Annotated in this window: 17 protein-coding genes and 1 pseudogene; 11 read left to right on the top strand and 7 right to left on the bottom strand. The window is 39.2% G+C overall.

Annotated features, from left to right (window positions below; translation table 11 throughout):
• Positions 1-185 precede the first annotated feature (185 nt).
• The 3 genes from AC0N32_RS05740 to AC0N32_RS05730 all read left to right on the top strand — a co-directional run bounded on the left by AC0N32_RS05740 (position 186) and on the right by AC0N32_RS05730 (position 3794).
• On the top strand, positions 186-1469 hold the full coding sequence (locus AC0N32_RS05740; protein WP_476392906.1) for a serine hydrolase: 1284 nt from the start codon (positions 186-188) through the stop codon (positions 1467-1469).
• A 202-nt stretch (positions 1470-1671) separates the two neighbouring features.
• Positions 1672-3180, top strand: coding sequence for a gluconokinase (locus AC0N32_RS05735; RefSeq protein WP_476392905.1), 1509 nt, complete (start codon positions 1672-1674; stop codon positions 3178-3180).
• A gap of 182 nt (positions 3181-3362) precedes the next feature.
• Complete coding sequence (locus AC0N32_RS05730; RefSeq protein ID WP_476392904.1) at positions 3363-3794, top strand: RidA family protein; 432 nt, start codon at positions 3363-3365, stop codon at positions 3792-3794.
• A 49-nt stretch (positions 3795-3843) separates the two neighbouring features.
• Here the strand turns inward: AC0N32_RS05730 and AC0N32_RS05725 are convergent, their stop codons facing one another.
• The 4 genes and pseudogenes from AC0N32_RS05725 to AC0N32_RS05710 all read right to left on the bottom strand — a co-directional run.
• Positions 3844-4740: a GNAT family N-acetyltransferase gene (locus tag AC0N32_RS05725; RefSeq protein WP_476392903.1), complete on the bottom strand. Its 897-nt coding sequence runs from the start codon at positions 4738-4740 to the stop codon at positions 3844-3846.
• A 38-nt stretch (positions 4741-4778) separates the two neighbouring features.
• The gene (locus AC0N32_RS05720; protein WP_476392902.1) at positions 4779-5141 is read right to left on the bottom strand and encodes a glyoxalase superfamily protein; all 363 of its coding nucleotides are present in this window, start codon (positions 5139-5141) and stop codon (positions 4779-4781) included.
• Between the two features lie 77 nt (positions 5142-5218).
• Positions 5219-5533: a hypothetical protein gene (locus AC0N32_RS05715; protein ID WP_476392901.1), complete on the bottom strand. Its 315-nt coding sequence runs from the start codon at positions 5531-5533 to the stop codon at positions 5219-5221.
• A gap of 230 nt (positions 5534-5763) precedes the next feature.
• Positions 5764-6162 (bottom strand): annotated as a pseudogene (locus AC0N32_RS05710) (SDR family NAD(P)-dependent oxidoreductase); the annotation flags it as partial.
• A gap of 138 nt (positions 6163-6300) precedes the next feature.
• Here AC0N32_RS05710 and AC0N32_RS05705 point away from each other — a divergent pair.
• The 3 genes from AC0N32_RS05705 to AC0N32_RS05695 all read left to right on the top strand — a co-directional run bounded on the left by AC0N32_RS05705 (position 6301) and on the right by AC0N32_RS05695 (position 8352).
• Positions 6301-6858, top strand: a complete 558-nt coding sequence (locus tag AC0N32_RS05705) for a hypothetical protein (RefSeq protein WP_476392900.1) — start codon at positions 6301-6303, stop codon at positions 6856-6858.
• A 52-nt stretch (positions 6859-6910) separates the two neighbouring features.
• Entirely contained in the window at positions 6911-7162 is a 252-nt protein-coding gene (locus tag AC0N32_RS05700) for a lipocalin-like domain-containing protein (protein WP_476392899.1), read from the top strand.
• Between the two features lie 221 nt (positions 7163-7383).
• Positions 7384-8352, top strand: a complete 969-nt coding sequence (locus tag AC0N32_RS05695; RefSeq protein WP_476392898.1) for an NAD(P)H-quinone oxidoreductase — start codon at positions 7384-7386, stop codon at positions 8350-8352.
• 78 nt (positions 8353-8430) lie between these two features.
• Here the strand turns inward: AC0N32_RS05695 and AC0N32_RS05690 are convergent, their stop codons facing one another.
• Genes AC0N32_RS05690 through AC0N32_RS05680 form a run of 3 tightly spaced genes read right to left on the bottom strand, consistent with a single transcriptional unit; the run spans position 8431 to position 12199 of the window.
• On the bottom strand, positions 8431-9747 hold the full coding sequence (locus AC0N32_RS05690) for a sensor histidine kinase (protein ID WP_476392897.1): 1317 nt from the start codon (positions 9745-9747) through the stop codon (positions 8431-8433).
• Between the two features lie 37 nt (positions 9748-9784).
• Positions 9785-11128, bottom strand: a complete 1344-nt coding sequence (locus tag AC0N32_RS05685; RefSeq protein ID WP_476392896.1) for a sigma-54-dependent transcriptional regulator — start codon at positions 11126-11128, stop codon at positions 9785-9787.
• A gap of 15 nt (positions 11129-11143) precedes the next feature.
• Entirely contained in the window at positions 11144-12199 is a 1056-nt protein-coding gene (locus tag AC0N32_RS05680) for a PDDEXK nuclease domain-containing protein (RefSeq protein ID WP_476392895.1), read from the bottom strand.
• Positions 12200-12399: 200 nt separating this feature from the next.
• On the opposite strand from AC0N32_RS05680, the gene AC0N32_RS05675 reads away from it, so the two are divergent.
• The 5 genes from AC0N32_RS05675 to AC0N32_RS05655 all read left to right on the top strand — a co-directional run bounded on the left by AC0N32_RS05675 (position 12400) and on the right by AC0N32_RS05655 (position 20269).
• Complete coding sequence (locus AC0N32_RS05675; protein ID WP_476392894.1) at positions 12400-13641, top strand: efflux RND transporter periplasmic adaptor subunit; 1242 nt, start codon at positions 12400-12402, stop codon at positions 13639-13641.
• A gap of 17 nt (positions 13642-13658) precedes the next feature.
• Positions 13659-14423, top strand: a complete 765-nt coding sequence (locus AC0N32_RS05670; RefSeq protein ID WP_476392893.1) for a GIN domain-containing protein — start codon at positions 13659-13661, stop codon at positions 14421-14423.
• 93 nt (positions 14424-14516) lie between these two features.
• Positions 14517-15239: an ABC transporter ATP-binding protein gene (locus tag AC0N32_RS05665; protein WP_476392892.1), complete on the top strand. Its 723-nt coding sequence runs from the start codon at positions 14517-14519 to the stop codon at positions 15237-15239.
• Between the two features lie 126 nt (positions 15240-15365).
• Positions 15366-17780, top strand: a complete 2415-nt coding sequence (locus tag AC0N32_RS05660; protein WP_476392891.1) for an ABC transporter permease — start codon at positions 15366-15368, stop codon at positions 17778-17780.
• Positions 17781-17851: 71 nt separating this feature from the next.
• Complete coding sequence (locus AC0N32_RS05655; RefSeq protein ID WP_476392890.1) at positions 17852-20269, top strand: ABC transporter permease; 2418 nt, start codon at positions 17852-17854, stop codon at positions 20267-20269.
• Positions 20270-20299: the final 30 nt, after the last annotated feature.

The following is a 20299-nucleotide window of genomic DNA, read 5'->3' as shown; positions in this document are numbered from 1 at the left end:
ATTACCATCCGACAGCTTTTAAAATCAAAAAGACAAGCCATCATTTCCTCCTGACCTTATCTCTATCGGGATCAAGACTAAGAAACATCATTTGTTTGCCAGTCTTATTAATCATATTGAGTTGCGGTACCCGTCAATTCAAAATGGAAGAGGATCAAGTTGAATTCCGGAAAATTGATTCAATAATGACAAAAACCTACGAAAGAGGTCTTTTCAACGGCAATGTCCTTGTCGCTCAAAATAATAAAATCATCTATCAGAAATCTTTTGGTTTCACGGATGAAACCAGACAAACTCCTTTAAGTAGTAAGTCAATATTCAACATTGGTTCTATTGCAAAAGAGTTTAATGCGGTTTCGATAATGATTTTGGTTGAACGCGGTCTTCTCAATCTTGACGACCCTATTTCTAGGTTTGATCTGGGATTGCCAAAATGGGCAGATAAAGTAACTACTCGCCATCTCATTAACTATGCCAGCGGAATTCCTAAAATAGAGTCAGGTTTCACTGCTGTATCAGACGAAGACGCCTGGAAAATTCTAAGAAGCAGTGACAGCTTATTGTTTGAACCGGGAACCGGTTATAAATATGACAATGGTAATGTGTTTTTGCAAAGAAGAATTATTGAAAAGCTTACAGGAAAAACATTTGAGGAATTTGTGACTGAAAATATCATTAAACCTTTGAAGATGACCAATTCTGTGTTTGACCCAAAATCAGGTTATAAAAACCGAACGTCTTGTTATGATGTGGACAATGTACGATGCCCGGAAATGAATTTTATCAGCGGCTGGCTTTGGGTAGATATCAATGATCTCTATAAATGGATCGAAGCGCTGAACTCTAATCGTTTGATATCCAGAGAATCCTTTCATACGTTATTGAATAATCCATACGCAAAAGACGAAGGCGGATCGCTTGGCAGATACTTTGAAAAAGCAGAACTGCAGAGACACAACGGCGTATCGTATAAATTTGAGTCTATCTTTTTGAACGATTTAAAAAATAATATGGCGATAATTCTGGTCTCCAATAATCTCAACAGAGTTTGGGATCTGGGCCATATTATTCACAATGCGATGTTAGGAAAAGAGTACGAAATTCCTAAAAAATCCATTTATCAAGCCATAAGAAAAGATGCTCTAATTGACGTGAATAATGCTATTGATAATTATTATTCTCTCAAACAGCATTCTAAAAACGACTACAATTTTGAGAATCCGGCAGAACTGAATAAACTTGGATATGAACTTTTGAGACTTGAAAAAAATGATGAATCCATAACTATATTTAAACTGGCCACAAAAGAATTTCCTACAGATGCAAATCTATTCGATAGTTTGGGAGAGGCCTATTTTGCCAATAAGCAATATGATCTTGCATTGGATAGCTATAAAAAAGCGATCGATCTTGGTGGGACCAATGGCAATGCAGAAAAAATGATAGAGAAAATTAATAAAGAAAAGTAAAATATAGCATCATCGTACTACTACAAAATACAATCATGGAATTTATTTTCAAAATCCAGGACTGGTTGCAAAGCTTATCCTTGACAATTATAGAAACTGCCAGAATAAAGGGAATTCTGAACATTAATTTATTTATCGATGTAGTAATAATACAATTAATTTTGATTAACTTAATTGATAGTCTCACAAAACGATTATAATTATGATAATAGGATTAGACATTGGTACTTCTTCTGCAAAAGCCGTTGCATTTGACCTGGAAGGTAACGTTCTGGCAAAACACAGTATACCTTATCCTATACTGAATCCTTCGGAAGGATATTACGAACAGGATCCTGAAGTTATTTACAGCTCGTGTATCGACTCAGTTGCGCGCGTGATGATAAAATTACAGGACTTTGATAAGATGCTGCAACCTATGTGTATTTCGGTCAGTAGCGCTATGCACGGATTAATAGCTGTTGACAAATCGGGCAAGCCACTCACAAATTGTATCATTTGGGCTGATCGGAGAAGCGAAGATATAGCTATCGGATTGAAGGCAACTGAAAAAGGACGACTGTTATATCAACAGACCGGCACGCCCATTCACCCCATGTCTTTGCTCTGTAAATTAATATGGATCAGGCAAAATGATGAAAAAGTGTTTTCTCAATCGCATAAATTTATAGGCATCAAGGAATTTCTTTTTCACCGTCTCTTTGGTATCTTTCTGGTTGACCATTCCATTGCATCCGCTACGGGACTATTTGACATACACCAATTAGCATGGTCGGACTTAGCGTTGAATGTAGCGGGAATCTCTGCCGGACAACTATCGACACCTGTCCCTGTTGATCATGTTTCAAAATTGCTGGACTCAGACATCGCAGCCTCTATGCATCTTCCGGAAAGTACATTGTTTGTTATTGGCGGTAGCGATGGATGTCTGGCCAATCTGGGAGTTGGAGCCGTGAAGCCTGGAGTGGCTTCTGTAACGGTTGGCACCAGCGGAGCGATACGGGTAACCAGTCCTCTGCCAAACCCGGAGCAAAAGCAACGGTTATTTACTTATCTCCTTAGACCGAATGAATATATAATCGGAGGCGCTGTCAATAATGGGGGTATTTTGCGGAAGTGGTTTCAAGATAACTTCTTAAACGAATCGATCGAGAGAATACAGAATAAGGATACTGACACTTTATTAAATCAAATGATAGATTCCGTCGATCCGGGATCAGATGGCCTGATCTTTTTGCCCTATTTAACTGGTGAGCGTGCTCCGTACTGGAATTCCAATGCAAAAGGTGTTTATTTTGGAATACAGTTGCACCACACCAAGGCCCACTTTGCCCGTGCAATGATGGAGGGTATGTTGTTCGCAATCTATAGCGTGGGAATTGCGTTGGAGGAAAACACCGGCCCAATTCAGAAAATATATGCAAGTGGCGGTTTAGCACATTCTCAGAATCTGGTTCAAATGTTAGCGGATATTTTCAATAAACCCGTTTTCATCAAAAACACAGTAGAAAGCTCTGCATGGGGAGCCGTAATGATAGGTATGGAAGCATTAGGCATTAGGTTTAAGCAGCCAGTCGCAGAACAGTCGATATCGGACGTGGCAGATAATGCTAAACAATTTTATATGCCGAGTGGAGAAGATCATGCTGTCTATTTAAGAAATTTTGAACAATTTCAGCGACTTTACCATAAGCTGGAAGACGAGTTTTAATTATTAACATCGATACGTTTAAGAAAAGCCTAAGTATCTTTCAAAAAAGCGTTATCTTAAAGCTTAAGAACTTTTTCTTTGCTGACACTAATGGTTACTTCAAAAAGATGTATTTTCTTTATATTTGATTTGGTACATTCAAATATAGTTGCCTTATTTTCTAATCATCTAAAGATATGGTCATGAAACAAATTATTACAATTACTTTTATACTGGTTTTCAGCAATGTATTTTCTCAAAAAAAAGAAATCCAGAAAGAAAAATGGCATTGGAATAACACAACCCAGAACAGCGATGCCGGTTATGCTCAGGCGGTGAAAGTGGATAATGTAATCTATATTTCAGGCGTGGTGACAGATAGTATTACTCCCGAAGGAATAACTTCTGTATATAATAACCTGAAGACAGTACTGGCAAGTTATGGTGCTACTTTTGATAATGTGGTGAAGGAAAATCTCTACACGACGGACATCGAATCAGTGAAAAAGTATAATGACGTGCGAAAGAAATTCTATAAGAATGATTTTCCTGCCGCAACATGGATACAAGTTCAGAGACTTTATATGCCGGATTCCAAACTTGAGGTTGAACTGGTAGCTCATTTACCGAAATAACGTTACTCTCGTTTCTTACATCTTTCCCCAACAGATTTTAAGTTTGGATCTAAAGATTCTCATCTTCCCAAATCACATGTGCGATTCTCCAACCATCATCATTCTTCACAAAATGAAAAAACTTATGGCCACTGCCTTCAAAGATCTTTCCGTGCAGTATTCCCTTTTTACGGAATTTCGAATAACGTTGCGCTATATTTCCAATAATCCTGGTCTCTTCATCTGTCTCAAATTCGCTGAACTGCTGCAATGTCCCATCCATCAGCATTTTTTTCCTGGGTTTCACAAAAGACTTTACATCATAGATCTCTGAGTATTTCCCTGTCTGTTTAATAATGCCTGCAGAAGATGTACACAACTCAAATATCCGGCTGAAATCCGGTTCTCCTGCAGTATTGTCGAAGAGGCTGAAGAAGGAACGGGTAAGCTTTCCGATCTCTGCCTTATCAGCACTTAGTGCGTACCTGACAATCGTTTTTCCGCCTTCGTTCAAAATACCTTCATAGCTGAACCTGAGTTTTTCCAGAAGTTTGATTGACCTGCTGTTTTCTTCGGTGGTGATAGCGAGTATTTTATCCATTATCACCTGCTCAGGAAGCGCATCCAGAATACACATGGACGCTTCGAAAGAATAACCTTTACCGGTATGCTCCGGAAGGAATGCAAATCCTATATCATAATGGTCCAGATAGTCCCGTTTTACAAGTGTGATAATTCCCACCGGTTGAGCATCATTCTTTGGTTTGACCGTCCAATACTTTACCTGGGAATTGTTAATAATATTATTTACATAAACAGCCGCATCTTCTAAGTTCCGGATATTTCGGTCACCGATAAATTCAAGCCATCCGGGAGAATTCACCAGTTTAAAAATAAACTCGTAATCGTTGTCCTGAAGTTCATGCAGTATAAGCCTTTCGGTTGAAATTTCTTTTATTGCTGTCATAAAGCTGGAAATATAAATTAGGCAAATTCCTCCGTTTATCAGGTACGGTGCTTGAGGATGTTGATCAGTTTTCCAAATGGGTCACGAACATAAATCCGTCGCACATTCCACGGTTCATCTGCCGGTCCGTACTCAACAGAAAACCCATGCTCTTTCATTTGCTGATATACTGCATCTACATCATTCACCTCTATCGAAAGATCCGGAACTTCAGTCCCGGAGCCTCCTTCTGCTGCGAAGCTCACCTGCACATCCATTTTTTCATCACTGCCGTACGTTGTGATCCAACCATGGTCCATCAAAACTTCGAGCCCGAGAATGTCACCATAAAAAAGTTTGGCAGCTGCCGTTTCAGATGTTCTGATATTGGCAACGATTCGTTTTACATGTATGGATTTCATTTAGCATATAATTAAATAATTAGTTACTAATATAAATCATTTTTCATCACACCGCTTCAAGAATTTTCATCAGTACACTAAAACACAAAGGCCAAATATGCCAAATAAATTAATAGTGAGACGTCACTTCGGAGTGTGATGGACATTTTTAAAGACGTTTCGAAATTTGTGGATATTCTTCGGCAATGCTTACAAATAGTAAAGTAGAGCTTTGTCCCCACATCGCGCTTTAAGGCAATCGAATAAAAATCCATAACAATATTCACCTCTTCGATGTTTTCGGGAAGATGCAACTGAGAATAATCAACAAGGCTGATTAACGGGTGCTCAGGTTTGGGAAGTCCCCTCAAACGGTGATATTCTGTAATCGATTTTATTCTTACTATTTCCATGTATACAAATTTAAAATTTATGTTCCTATCGTAAATTATCTTTCCCTTTAATTCATGAAACTCATGCAACGACACATAATTTTGAAAACTTGTGTTTTACCATGATTCAGTACGGTATCTTTCAGCAAAGATCATGAAGCGTACAAAACCTGCGCAGGTTTTACCTTAAACCTAAGCACAAGTTGATCCAAACCTGCGCACCTTTTGCCTGAAAGCTGCGCAGGTTTTTATTAAAGATGGGAACCTCCTGAGATTTCAATACGCTGAGCAGTAACCCAACCGGCATCATCACTGCACAAAAAAGCTACAACCCCGCCGATATCTTCCGGAAGCCCTACTCTTCCCAACGCCGTCTGAGACGCCAAATGTCTATTCATTTCGGCATTATCACGAACGGCACCACCCACTATGTCGGTTTCAATGGGTCCGGGCGCTATAACATTGGCTCTGATGTTTCTGCTTCCCAACTCTTTGGCCTGAAATTTTGTCAATGTTTCCACAGCACTTTTAAATGCGGCATACACTGCAAAACCAGGTAAGGTAAAACGGGTAATACCAGAGGAAACATTCACAATACCTCCGAATTGATTGATCTGAGGCAACAGTTTTTGGGTAAAAAACGGTAATTTTTTATTTGGCAGTTCTTCCTCTTGCTTACCTACTCAACGACACTTTGTGCCTGTTCACCGAACACCCATTGATTTTTCACTGACTTGATTTTAGCTTTACATCATCAAATTAATACAAGCACTTAAAACCCACTTATTATGGAAATTCTACAAACCCCAGAAAACGCATTGTCTCACTCAAGTGTAACTGCTATTATCAATGCACCATTCGAAAAAGTTAACATCGCAGATTGGTTATTGAACTTACCCGATGCGGAATACCAGAGATGCTCGACACAGCACATCGGAGCCGCTATTTCTAGTACTTTTGATGGAGAACCGGTATCGCTAAATGTGGAAACAATCGGAGATGCTTTGATGGTTCAGCATTATGTAGCTACGGTCTATCACCCGGATTACTGCAGGATGTTATCAATCTCAGATTCTATTACCAAAAACGGCAGAACCAAAGTTCAGGTTTTATGGGAACTGAAAGCGACAAAAATCGATGATAATACGACTTTGTATACCAACGAAATCCACGCAACGGCGACTCCCGAAATGTTAGCTTATATCAAAGAAAACGGTATTAATCTGTCCGATGCAGCAGCGGCAAGACAGGCTGCTTCTGACGCCCATAACCATGAAGAAACGCCAAACTTTGCAAAAAGCATCGAAAACAAAGCGCTTACGGGCAAATACAATCAGCCTTTTTAATCCAAAAAAAAATAATGAGCGTATCAAAAAGACGCTCATTTTATTTAAAACTATGGAAACTACATTACTTGAAAAACTTATAGGAACCTGGACTTTAGTTGAATTAATCGAAGTTCCTGTAAACGATGGAGAAATCACGCACCCGATGGGCGAAAATCCGAAAGGACTGATTATTTACAATCCGGATGGTTTTATGTCGGCACAGATTATGAATATTAACCGAAGTAATTTCCGCCAGGAACATTGGACTAATGCCACAGCAGAAGAATATACACAGGAAGCTTCAAAGTATCTTGCGTATTAAGGGCCTTTCAAAACGGATGATGAAAAGCAAATCGTGAGTCACACGATGTAAATTTCGCTTTTCCCGAACCGGACAGGGCAAACGCAAAACAGAATTGTGCTTTCATAGATGGATTTCTACATCTTGAAAGCAAAAAACCATTCACGAGCAACTCCCGACTGGTGACCCACAAACTGACCTGGAAGAAAGTTTGAGATAAATCTAAATATTAAAATTAAAAAATGAAAGCAATCGTAATCACAAAATATGGAGCTCCGGAAGTTTTACAATTAAAGGAATATCCGGCTCCCGAAATCCTGGGAGACCAGGTTTTGATAGAAGTAAAAGCCGCAGGTCTCAACCGTTCCGATGTTTTTCAGAGGGAAGGAAATTATCCCGCTCCGGCTGGCGTCATTCAGGAAATCCCGGGTTTGGAAGTTGCCGGTATAATCGTTAAATGTGGGCCTGACGTTACCGATTTTGAAATTGGAGACAAAGTCTGTGCGCTTTTAGCAGGCGGCGGTTATGCCGAGTACGTGAGTGTTCGGGAAGGACAGTGCCTTCCTATTCCGGACGGACTCAGTTTTGCTGAAGCTGCAAGTTTACCGGAAACCGTTTTTACCGTTTGGTCTAATGTTTTTCAGCGGGGAAAACTTCAGCCTGCAGAAACCCTTTTGCTTCATGGTGGAAACAGCGGTATCGGCATTACAGGAATCCAGATTGCACACGCCTTGGGTTCAAAAGTTATTGTTACTGTCGGTTCAGAGGAGAAAGGTCAGATTTGTCTTGATTTGGGAGCAGATTCCTACATCAATTATAAAACTCAGGATTTTGAGCATGAATTACAGAACGAGGGCGTTGATGTAATTCTCGATATGATCGGCGGCGATTATTTAGCCAAAAACATCAACATCCTGAAACCGGAAGGCAGACTGATTCACATCAATGCAGTTGACGGGAGCCAAACCCATCTGGACATCCGGAAAGTAATGATAAAACGTCTTACCATTTCCGGAAGTACTTTGAGAGGCAGAGAATACGAATTTAAAAAGCAACTGGCGAAAGAAGTTCAGAAATATGTCTGGCCTTTGATAGAATCTAAAAAATTCAGACCTGTGATATTCAAAACCTTTCCATTTTCAGAAGCTTCCGAAGCGCATCGATTATTGGAAAAAGGAACGCACAGCGGTAAAATCATATTGGTAAGATAAAGCATTGCCAATGGACTATTACTGATAGCCGGGTTATCTAACTTATACATTTAGTTTACCAATATTCAGGAATGATAATCACTCTATAAACCAGATCTCGAACCGGCTCCCCTGGTCCAAAGGTTTATAGTTTAAATAGCCGCGATGCGCTTCAATAATGCTTTTACTAAGGGTAAGCCCTATCCCAGAGCCATTGTTTCTGGTCGTGAAAAAGGGAAGAAAAATTTTGTCCTGGATTTCTTTCTGAATGCCGGTTCCGTTGTCTTCCACACTGAGAATTATACGTCTGTTCTGTGTCCTGACTTCCGTTTTGATTGTTCTTTCAACATTATCGGAAACGGCGTAAATTGCATTCAGATAGAGGTTGATAAGGCACCGTTCGATCATTTTTTCGTCCGCCGAAATCACTACATCTTCCAATGAATCGATGATCTTAATATGATTTTTTTCGAATTCGGGTTTTAGGAAATTAAGGGCAGATTGTACAATATTTTTTAATGATATGATTTTAAAAACCGGTTTTGGTAATTCTGCAACCTGCCGGTAATCGTCTACAAAATTTAATAACTGCTTGGATTTTGAATTAATGACCATCAGGCTTTCTTTCATATCCTGCTGGTCTTCTTTCTCAATAACTTCCTGATTGGCAATATATTCAAGATTCTGAATCAGGCTATTCACCGGGGTCAGCGTGTTCAGCAGTTCGTGGGAAATGACCTTCATCAGGTTGTTCCAGGCCAGTTTTTCTTTTTGCTCGATGATTTTCTGGACCGATTCCAGACTGATGATGCAGAAGCGGTGTTTTGCATTCTGAACTTTTTTCGTTCTGAGGGAGAAAGACTGTTTTACGTTTTCGTTAATCGAAATATCAAAAAATTCCTGCGAGTTTTCGTACTGCGTTTGCTCAATAATGTTGTAAAAGTCGGAGGCTTTATTTTCGTAAAGGCTCCAGGAATTATATTTGGGAATCTGGAGAATCTCAAGAAAGACAGGATTTACATAAAAAACCTCCCAGTTATTGTTCTTTTCAGACAAAATCATCAACCCGATCTCCAGCTGATTCAGAATTTCTTCGTACAGCAGTTTGTAAGAAGACTGTGAAAGATGCTCTTCCTTACTTTGATAATAAAGATTTACAGCATTATCGACCAGACTGTTACCTTCACCCTTTGGAAATAATGAAAAATCTTTTTTCTGAATGGCCAGAATCAGTTTTTCCGTTTTCTCAACATAAGACAGTCCTGATTTCCGGGCCAAAATAATACAAACAAGGCTGATCAGTGAAAATAAAATACAGTTGATCCATTTATTTTGAGAATAAAAGTCAAATGCAACAATTCCGCAGACAATCGCCAGCAGAATAAGTAATATCCAGGATATTTGTTGTTTATTCATTTTTGATTTTTTGAATACAGTAATTAATCATAACCAATTATAATTCAAACTTTTCCATTCTTCTATATAACGCGGCTCTCGATAATCCCAGATCTTCTGCAGCCAGAGAAATATTTCCGCGATGCTTTTTCAATGCTTTTTTAATCAGGATCTCCTCCATTTCTTCGAGATTCAGGTTCACGATGGTCTTTTCCGATTCTTCATCCTGGGGCATCAGCAATTTAAGCTGTTTTTCATTAGACAGAATCACGCTTCTTTCGATGCAGTGGTCGAGTTCCCGGATGTTTCCCGGCCATGAATAATGCATCAGTTCTGACATCAAACTTTCATGTAAAGCCAGGTCAGGTTTGTGATATTTCTGTTTGTATCTGTCCAGAAAATAATCTGCTAAAGCCGGAATATCTTCCAAACGCGCGCTCAGGCTTGGAATATTCAATTCTACGGTGTTGATCCTGTAATACAGATCTTTCCGGAAACGGCTTTCTGCAACTGCTTTTTTAAGGTTTTCGTTGGTGGCAAAAATAAATCGCACATCCAGCATTCTTTCTTTGCTCTCCCCTATTCTGGACAGTTTTCTGTTTTGGATCAGGCTTAGCAGCTTGGTCTGAAGATGAAGCGGGAGATTCCCTATTTCGTCCAGAAAAACCGTTCCGTTTTCGGCATTTTCGATCTTTCCTGCGTAATCCTGATGTGCATCGGTAAAGGCTCCTTTTTTATACCCGAATAATTCTGCTTCAAAAAGATTCTCAGAAAGGCTTCCGAGATCGATATGCACAAAGGGCTGGTTTTTACGTTCTGATAATTCGTGGATGTATTCTGCTAAAACATATTTTCCCGTTCCGTTTTCTCCTAAAAGCAGGACGTTAGCATCAGTGGCAGAAACCCTTTCAATCTGTTCCATCACCTCCTTCATGGCAGGCGATTTCGTTTCCAATTGATATTGATTGGTTTTCACATTGATATTTTCCCATTGATTCAGTTTTTTATTTTTCCGGGAAATATCAACGGCAAGATTTACGGAAGCATAGAGTTTCTCATTATTCCAGGGTTTCAGGATGAAATCGGAAGCTCCGTTTTTCAGGGCTTCCACCGCCAGTTCCACTTCACCATAGGCCGTCATCAGGATGATCGGGAGCTGGGGTTCCAGGGTTTTAATCTCCTGCATCCAGTACAATCCGTCCTGTCCGCTCTCAAAGCCTTTCCGGAAATTCATATCCAGGAGAACAGCATCCACCTGATGCTCGGACAAGAATTTCAGAATGTTTTTGGGCTGGCTTAGACAGCTGACTTCCGTAAAAAATTTCTTAAGCCAGACCCTCGCCGAAAACAAAATATCTTCGTCGTCATCTACAATCAATATATGGGCTTCTTTTTTTCGCATTTTTCAATTTAATATTTATAGTAATTTTTTACGTTCAAAACGTTCTTTTGCCTCAATGAAGGCTAAATGTAATTTTCTTTCCAGTTCTTTTTTAGGCGGCAATTCCGTCCAGTATTCGGCAACGATGATTCCGTCTTTATGCATTTCCAGAAGTTCCACCTGTTCTTTACTGCTTTCGGCGCAAAGTATTAATCCGATCGGCATTTCTTCTCCTTCCTGTTTTTCGTTTTTGTTGAGCCATTTAAGATAAAGCTCCATTTGGCCTTTGTATTTCGCCTGAAACTTCCCTAATTTTAATTCTATGGCAACCAGTCTTTTAAGCGAACGGTGAAAAAACAATAAATCAAGATAGAAATCTTCACCGTCGATGATCATTCTCTTTTGGCGTTCCACGAAAGCAAATCCTTTCCCCAATTCCAGAATGAATTTTTCCAGTTCGTGGAGAATCGCAGTTTCAATATCCTTTTCAAGATAATCATTTCGCAACCCAAGAAAATCTAATAAATAAGGGTCTTTAAAGGTATTAACAGGTAAATTTTCGTTCTGTAACGATTGAAGATTGGCAATCTCGGTACGTTCAAAGGCTTTGTTGACGATTTGTTTGCGAAGTTCCCTTACACCGAGTGTTTCGTTAATTGCCAATTGTGCGTAGAATTGTTTGGCCTCTGTTGATTTTAAAGGGATCAAAACCAGAAAATGAGACCAGGTCAATTGTCGTGACAGTGTAACGACAATTTCCAAATCGGGGAAAAATTCTGCAAACTGCATCATTCTCCGTACATTTTTTTCAGTAAAATTTCTCCCATACGCATTTTCCAATTGTCCTGACAGTGTCGGTACAATTTGCTTTCCATATTCTGCACGCCGGTTTTGCAAAATGTCGTCATTGATCCGTTTGCCAATCTGCCAAAACAAAATCGTAAGCGTGCTGTTGGCCTGCATCGCAACCTTCTGACGGCTTTGTTCAATCAGTTTTGATAAGTCTAAAAAAAGTTTTTCATTGGAAAATACCATCGGATGATCGTCAGATTGTGTGTTTTTAAATTTTTTGACATCGTTTTTATTCATCATTTATAAATTTTATCCAAAATAAAAAAATTATTCATCATTTATAACCAAGATGTCCGTTTCCGTACAAAAAGTGTCCGAAAGTGAACAGTTTTAAAATTATAAAAAATAGATCCGTTCACATTTACAGCATGTTACAAAACTATAAAACCATGGCATCTACATTGTGTAATAATCTGTAAGTAAAAGAGTTAATCTTAAATATGGATACGAAAATAGTAAAAAAGAAATCCAAACTGAAATTTATCTTCATTGTTGTTGCCGGCATTTTGGCCGTTTCCGTTTTCGGATGGTATTTTCTCAATCAGAAAAAAACGTATAATGTCAAGTCTGAAGACATTACGATTGATGAAGTGACAAAAGGTAAATTTGAAGATATGCTGATGGTCACCGCACAGACACAGTCACTTAATTCTTCTCTAGTGAATGTTCTCGAAGGCGGTGCCGTAAAAGAAATCTTTGCGGAAGACGGGCAAATGCTGACAAAGGGACAGCCGATTGCAAGAGTGTACAACCCGAATACGGAATTCAATTACCTGAACCAGGAAACGGGAATCATGCAGCAGATCAGCCAGATGAGAAGTTCACTGCTGGAACTGAAAAACCAGGAATTCAGTCAGGATAAGGAATTGCTGCAGTCTCAGAATGATTACAATACGGCTTTGCAGACTTTCAATCTTCAGAAAAGATTATACGATGCGGAAATCGGGAAGAAGACAGATTATGACGTGGCACTTCAGAATCTGAATTACCAGAAACAGAGAAAATCGATCGTTGAGAAAGGAGCTTCCAACGAAAAAACATCAAGAAATTCACAGTTTGCCGCGATTAATAATTCGATCAGCCAGATGGAAAAAAGTTTAAACATTCTCCGTTCAAACAAAAACAATTTCCTGATTATGTCGCCTGCTTCGGGACGATTGTCATCCTTTAATATTTCTCTCGGACAAAATTTAACTTCGGGCGAAAGCATCGGTAAAATCGATCTGATGGGCGGCTATAAACTGATTGCGAAAGTGGATGAATATTATATCAATAAATTAACAGTGGGCATCAAAGGTACATTAGACAATAACGGGAAAGAATATGAAGTGATCATCTCCAAGATCCTTCCGGAAGTAAAAGACGGACAGTTTTCGGTAGAGCTGAATTTCATTGATGCAAAAATTGAAAATTTAAAAATAGGAATGACCTTTGGCGTGAAACTGAAATTATCGGCCGACACCCAAAGTATGATGATTCCGAAAGGCAATTTCAGTAAGGATACCAATGGAAAATGGATTTTCGTGGTTAAGGGCAACAAAGCCGAAAAACGAAACATCAGCCTGGGAAGAGAAAATCCCCAGTTTTACGAAGTAATTTCGGGGCTGAAACCTGGCGAATCGGTGATTACCTCAGATTATTCCGAGCTGAAAAAATATGAAATTCTTGATATTCAAAAATAAAATAAAAAAATATAACTATGCAAAAATTATTATTACTAGTACTGACCATGATCATCAGCCTTATCACATCCCTTACGGCCCTGAAAGCAAAGACGATAGGTCATTATTTCACAGAAACGAAAACTATCCCGCTTACTCACTTTGAAAATATCGATTCCGATATGATCTTTAATGTGGAAGTGGTGAAGTCCAACGAAGAAAAAGCGGTCATCACAAGCAATTACATGCAGTTTGTTGAGATCAGCGTAAAAAACAATACGCTTCATATCGGCTATAAAAGAAGCCAGTCGCTGAAAAATGTGGACACGAAAATTGTCATCTTTGCAAAGGATGTAAAATCCGTGAACGTAAGTACAGGATCAGTCGTGAAAATAAAAAATACATTTGGTATTCAGAAATTCAGCACGGAAAGCGGTGGGAAAATATTCGGAGATTCTAATGCTAAGAATATTTCGATCCGTACAGAATCCGGCGGTGCCTTCATGGGAAATTTAAATACGGATAATCTATTACTTAATGCACAATCCGGAAGCTCAATTGATATCCGGGGGAAAATCGGGATTGCCACTATTTCAGCGGAAGAAGCTTCAAAAATCATGGCTGCCAAAACCAATATTTCTATAGCCACTGTAAGAGCAGAATCGGCTTCATCCGTAACTTTGGGTGTTTCAAAACAGCTGGTCGCTACGGCAAGTTCTATGGCGGCCATCCGCTATAAAACATTGTCAGGCATTAAATTTACGGCAAAACGGGATTCAGGCGGAACGATTGATATGCTTTAGAGATAAATGATGAATGATAAAAGATAATTGGCAGAGAATTTCCTAAGCCCTATAACCATACATTTTAACTAATTAATTTAAACTACATTAAAAATGATACATATTACAAATCTTTCAAAAATCTATAAAACCGAAGATGTTCAGACCAATGCACTAAATAATGTGAGTATGCAAATCAAAGAAGGCGAATTCGTAGCAATCATGGGGCCTTCAGGATGCGGAAAATCCACATTCCTCAATATTCTTGGTTTGTTAGACAGCGCTTCTTCAGGCTCATATAAATTTGAATCCGTGGAAACGATCGGAATTTCCGAAAAGAAAAAATCGGATATCAGAAAGAAAAACATCGGTTTCATCTTTCAGAATTTCAATCTGATCGACGAACTGACCGTCTACGAAAATATCGAACTTCCATTGATCTACAACGGTGTTTCTTCCTCAGAAAGAAAAAAACGAGTGGAAGAAATCATGGATAAAATCAATATTGCGCACAGAGCCAAGCATTATCCGCAGCAACTTTCCGGAGGCCAGCAACAGAGAGCGGCCGTAGCGAGGGCATTAGTGACCCGGCCTAAATTGATTCTTGCCGATGAGCCGACCGGAAATCTCGACAGTTCCAACGGAAACGAGGTAATGAATTTACTTGCAGAACTTCACCGCGAAGGTTCCACGATTGCAATGGTAACGCACTCTTCTTACGATGCAGGATATGCTTCCCGAATCGTGAATATGAAAGACGGCGAGATCTTCTCCGAAGAACATTCTTCCCAGAGAAAAGACGTTTTCGAAAAAGCAGATGCAAAAAACTTTGAGTAAAAAACTTGTTGTTAGTTGCCGGTTGTTAGTTGATGGAAAATCAGCTAACAGAAGTATTATTTCAAAACTTATGGTTTTAAATCCGTAAGCCGACAACTTTCAACCCTCAACCCAAAACTATCAATTATGCTAAACAACTGGCTCAAAATCGCCTTCATCAACTATAAAAAGAACTGGCTCTCCACCCTTATCAACCTGTTTGGACTGACCATTGGATTGACAGGATTTATGCTCATTCTGATGCACTGGAACGACGAAGAATCCTACGAAAAATGGAATCCGAAGAAAGATCAGATTTATGCTTTCCAGCAGCATAATATAAAAGACAATACCTATAGCCCAAGTATTTCCTATCCTATCGCCGAGCGTGCGGTGAAGATTATTCCGGAAATTAAAGATTATGTTTTGTTCAGTGGATCAGGAATGGGTTTTAAAATGACGACCAAGAAAAAAACGGTCTATCAGAAAGAAGGAATGACCGCTTCTTATAACTTTTTCAACTTTTTTCCATTCAAACTTGCAGCAGGAAGCTTTAAAGATGCTTTAAAAAATGAAAATTCGATTGCACTTTCTACCAAAGCGGCCAAAAACCTCTTCGGTAACACGAATGTTGTGGGGGAAAATGTGAAATTCGATAATAAAAATTATATTGTTACTGCGGTCTACGAGCTGCCGAAAGGAAACAGTGTAATAAAACCGGAATTCGTTATGCTGCCTTATGACCAATTGAAAAATGATAAGGAAGCGTGGGGTAATTTTAACTACGGATGCTTCTTTATGCTGGATAAAAATGCAGATACAAAAGCAGTTCAGGAAAAATTACTGAAAGATATTTTTATGTATCGCGCGAAAATCAATGCACAGGGGGCAGGAGTTACTCCTGAAAAATATCTTGACATGTACGGTCCCAGGGGAAGTTTACTTACCCCGCTGGATCAAATGAAACTTCACGGAAAAGCCTATTGGTTCGGAACCGGAGATTTTAAAACCATGATGATCCTCTTTGGCCTTTCGGTACTGATTGTGATTTTGTCTGCCATCAATTTTATCAATCTTAAAACAGCACAGGCTTCCCAGCGTGCCAAAGAAATCGGGGTAAGAAAAGCAATCGGAAGCACAAGGTCTAAGCTCGTAATGCAATTTTTACTGGAAACTTTTTTAATTTGTTTTGCCGCTTATATTTTGTCACTGGCATTGACGGAGCTTCTTTTACCAAGCTTCAATAAATTTTTTGACAAAGAAATCGTAATGAACGACTGGCAGGTCTACTTCTACTCGTTAACAATGGTTTTGGCGGTTACGCTGATTTCCGGCCTCATCCCCGCCGCTTACCTGGCAAACTTCAAAGCCATTGAAACTCTGAAAGGAAATTTTGCCAGAAGCAGACACGGAGTCTGGCTCAGAAACGGAATTCTGATCCTGCAGCTCGTTATTTCATCTTTCTTCATCATAGGAGGGCTTATTGTAAATTCCCAGGTAAAACATATGATGAGTAAAGATCTGGGCTTCAATGGGAAACAGGTTTTTCTGGTTTCTTTCAGCGAAAACAGCCCTCAGCCATGGCTTAAATATGAACGCATTAAAAACGAAATGCGTAAAATACAAGGTGTTGAGGCCGTTTCCTACGGGGAAGCTGTTGCCGGAAGCTACCGTTACAGCAATTCAAATATGGATTATATGGACAAAACCATTTACGCACAGCACGGATCCATGGATTATGATTACCTACAGTTTATGGGCGTTAAGCTCCTCAAAGGACGATGGCTGAATCCTAAATTAGCTTCCGATACCATTAATAATGTCCTTGTGAATGAAACTTTTGTGAAACAGTTCGGTTGGACTGATGAGCAGGCCTTAAAAAATGAATTCCGTCCTGGTTTTGATGATAAATCATACAAAATTGTAGGAATTGTAAAAGATTTTAACGTTAAAAGCTTAAAATCCGAAGTGGAACCGATGATTTTTTTCCATTACCGTGCCACAAGCTGGAAAAGATACAATGTATACAATATCCAGCTGAAACTAAAAGCGGATGATATACCGGCCACCGTAAAAAGAATTAAAAAATACTGGGAAAGCAATGTAGAACCCGGCTATCCGTTTGAGTCATATTTCGTCGACAAACAATTTGCAAAAACGTTTGAGGTATATCAGAAACAACAGACTTTATTCACTATTCTGAACGCCATGGTTTTGATGGTAGCTTTATTAGGATTATTCGCCTTGTCTTCATTAATGATTGAACAGAAACTTAAAGATGTCGCGATCAGAAAAACGCTGGGCGCATCAGACGGAGCATTGATTCTGGGTTTAACCAAACAATTCCTCTGGATTACTTTGATCGCTGTTTTAATCAGTATTCCCATTAGTTATTATCTGATGAACGAGTGGCTGAAAGACTTCGCTTACCGAATCGATATGCCGGTTTTCCCATTCATTCTGAGCTTGATTTCATTATTGATTCTCACTTTTGCCGTGGTAAGTATTAAAGCTTATCAGGCCACCAAAGTGAATCTTGTGAAATATCTCAAATACGAGTAAAAATTTGTTGATGGTGCCGGAAGTGTTTTATCAACGAAAAACCGGCAACCCTCAACTAAAATCTAACAACTATGTTAAAAAACTGGCTCAAAATAGCATTCATCAATTACAGAAAAAACTGGCTTTCCACCATCATCAATATTTTGGGACTGAGTGTGGGATTGTGTGTATTTCTGTTGATATTTATTCATTGGCAGGACGAAAAGTCTTATGAACAATGGATGCCCGATAAAGACAATATTTACCTGGTGGAAAACAAAACCGGGGATTTCGGAATGATGGCCGTCTCCAGCTATCCTGAAATTTTTGTTTCTAAAGATAAATTTTCCGAGATTGAGGATGCCGCGATCTACAATGACTGGGGAAAACAGAAACTGAGCGTCGGCAACGCTTCAGCTTACGTTTTAGGCTCGGCTACGGTAAACTCTTTTCTGAGATTGTTCCCTTTTGAAAAAGTTGCGGGAAATTTTAAAAATGCCTTATCAGACAACGGAAAAATTGCTCTGTCAGACGAAACCGCCCGGCTGCTTTTTGGCGACGATTATCTCAATGCTATCGGTAAAACCGTAAAAAGTGATTCGAACGATCAGGAATATGTAGTTTCCGCCATTTATAAACTTCCCGAAGGCAACACGGTTTTCCAGCCGGATTTTATATACAAAAACCCTTATCTGGAGCAGTCTAAAGATAAGTGGACGAACTATAATTACAATGGTTTCTTCAAACTTAAACCAGGTACGGATATTAAAGCTCTGGAAAACAAAATGTCTAAAATGATGCGTGAGCAGGATGAAATGTCGGCCAAACAATGGGGTTATACTCTGGATAAAAATAATCCGACCACGGTTTATCTCACTCCGGCAAGTACAATGAAACTGGATGCGAAAAGTAACGGCATCAGCAAAGGCGACAAAAAATCCATCATGATTCTGCTGGGATTATCAGTCCTGATTTTAGTTTTGTCGGGAATCAATTTAATAAACCTTAAAACCGCCCAGGCCTCGCAAAGAGCCAAAGAAGTAGATGTGAGAAAAGTTATCGGAAGCTCAAAACCGAAACTGGTATTACAGTTTTTGCTGGAAACTTTTATGATTTGTTTAGCTTCATACATCGTTGCCTTTGCCATGGTTGAATTATTTTTGCCGTCTTTCAATAAATTTCTCGGTAAGAAAATTACGCTGAATGACCCGAAAGTATTCATTTATTCAGGATTATTACTGATCGTATTTGCGTTGATGGCAGGACTTATTCCGGCGATTTACCTTTCCAATTTTAAACCGATCACTACCCTTAAAGGAAATTTTGCCAGAAGCAGAAGTGGTGTATTACTGAGAAACTTTATCCTGACTTTGCAGCTGATCATTTCGTCATTTTTCATTATTTGTTCACTTATTATCCATTTACAGGTCAGTTATATGATGAATAAGGATTTAGGATTCAAAGGTGACCAGGCAATTCAGATTTATTTCAAAAAAGCCAACTGGGAAAATAATTTCAATGTCAACAAATATAAAAGACTGAAAGCAGAGCTGGCAAGAATCCCTGGTGTGACCGATGTTACAGGCTCTGTCAATACGATAGGTTATGGCACTGCGAACGGTTCGGTCGTAAAACTGTCGACAGATACCACTAAAACCATTCAGACAATGCTGGGCGGCATAGACGAGAATTTTCTGAAATTCTACAAAGTGAAATTTGTTTCCGGACGCGATCTGGATTGGAAAAAAGCTTCCGATACGATTAACGGAACCGTGGTCAACGAAACCTTTGCGGGAAAATTGGGGTACAATCCGAAAACAGCCTTGGGAAAAGAATTTTTCACCGGTTGGGACGGTAAGAAAAAATATAAAATCCTTGGTGTGGTAAAGGATGTTTATTACGAAGGGGTAGACAAACCTGTGCAGCCTATTGTATATTTCAACTACGACAGAAACTGGGTGAAGAACAATATGAGCAACCTGCAGATTAAAATCTCCCAAAACGATATCAACGGAACCTTGGAGCGCATTAAAGAATTCTGGACCACCAAAGCAGAACCCGGCTATCCTTATGAATTTGAGTTTGTGAATAAACAGTTTGCCAAAACCTTTGAGAAATTTGAAAAACAACAGGCCTTATTCACAACCCTAAATGTGGTTGTTCTTGTGATTGCACTGTTAGGTTTATTCGCGCTATCATCTTTGCTGATTGATCAAAAATTAAAGGATGTGGCCATCAAAAAAACCTTAGGAGCCGATGAGAAAACCATTATCTGGGATCTGACGAAAAGATTCCTTCTGATCTGTATCATTGCGGTTTTCATCAGTATGCCGTTTGGCTATTATGCGATGAGTGAGTGGCTGAAAGATTTCTCGTACAGAATCGGTATGCCGGTCTGGCCGTATGTTCTGAGCATGTTTCTATTACTCATCCTCACTTTTGTAGTTGTGAGTTTCAAAGCTTATCGCGCCACAAAAATCAATCTTGTTAAATACCTTAAATACGAATAATTGGTCGTTGGCTGATTGTTGTGATTTGAT

The organism is Chryseobacterium endophyticum (genome assembly GCF_056333165.1).
Note: the sequence above shows the minus strand (reverse complement) of the source record. Positions and strands in the feature narration are given on the sequence as shown.

Coding starts and splice junctions, on each gene's coding strand:
- AC0N32_RS05740 (WP_476392906.1), top strand. CDS start 186: ATGACAAAAACCTACGAAAGAGGTCTTTTCAACGGCAATGTCCTTGTC.
- AC0N32_RS05735 (WP_476392905.1), top strand. CDS start 1,672: ATGATAATAGGATTAGACATTGGTACTTCTTCTGCAAAAGCCGTTGCA.
- AC0N32_RS05730 (WP_476392904.1), top strand. CDS start 3,363: ATGAAACAAATTATTACAATTACTTTTATACTGGTTTTCAGCAATGTA.
- AC0N32_RS05725 (WP_476392903.1), bottom strand. CDS start 4,740: ATGACAGCAATAAAAGAAATTTCAACCGAAAGGCTTATACTGCATGAA.
- AC0N32_RS05720 (WP_476392902.1), bottom strand. CDS start 5,141: ATGAAATCCATACATGTAAAACGAATCGTTGCCAATATCAGAACATCT.
- AC0N32_RS05715 (WP_476392901.1), bottom strand. CDS start 5,533: ATGGAAATAGTAAGAATAAAATCGATTACAGAATATCACCGTTTGAGG.
- AC0N32_RS05705 (WP_476392900.1), top strand. CDS start 6,301: ATGGAAATTCTACAAACCCCAGAAAACGCATTGTCTCACTCAAGTGTA.
- AC0N32_RS05700 (WP_476392899.1), top strand. CDS start 6,911: ATGGAAACTACATTACTTGAAAAACTTATAGGAACCTGGACTTTAGTT.
- AC0N32_RS05695 (WP_476392898.1), top strand. CDS start 7,384: ATGAAAGCAATCGTAATCACAAAATATGGAGCTCCGGAAGTTTTACAA.
- AC0N32_RS05690 (WP_476392897.1), bottom strand. CDS start 9,747: ATGAATAAACAACAAATATCCTGGATATTACTTATTCTGCTGGCGATT.
- AC0N32_RS05685 (WP_476392896.1), bottom strand. CDS start 11,128: ATGCGAAAAAAAGAAGCCCATATATTGATTGTAGATGACGACGAAGAT.
- AC0N32_RS05680 (WP_476392895.1), bottom strand. CDS start 12,199: ATGATGAATAAAAACGATGTCAAAAAATTTAAAAACACACAATCTGAC.
- AC0N32_RS05675 (WP_476392894.1), top strand. CDS start 12,400: ATGGATACGAAAATAGTAAAAAAGAAATCCAAACTGAAATTTATCTTC.
- AC0N32_RS05670 (WP_476392893.1), top strand. CDS start 13,659: ATGCAAAAATTATTATTACTAGTACTGACCATGATCATCAGCCTTATC.
- AC0N32_RS05665 (WP_476392892.1), top strand. CDS start 14,517: ATGATACATATTACAAATCTTTCAAAAATCTATAAAACCGAAGATGTT.
- AC0N32_RS05660 (WP_476392891.1), top strand. CDS start 15,366: ATGCTAAACAACTGGCTCAAAATCGCCTTCATCAACTATAAAAAGAAC.
- AC0N32_RS05655 (WP_476392890.1), top strand. CDS start 17,852: ATGTTAAAAAACTGGCTCAAAATAGCATTCATCAATTACAGAAAAAAC.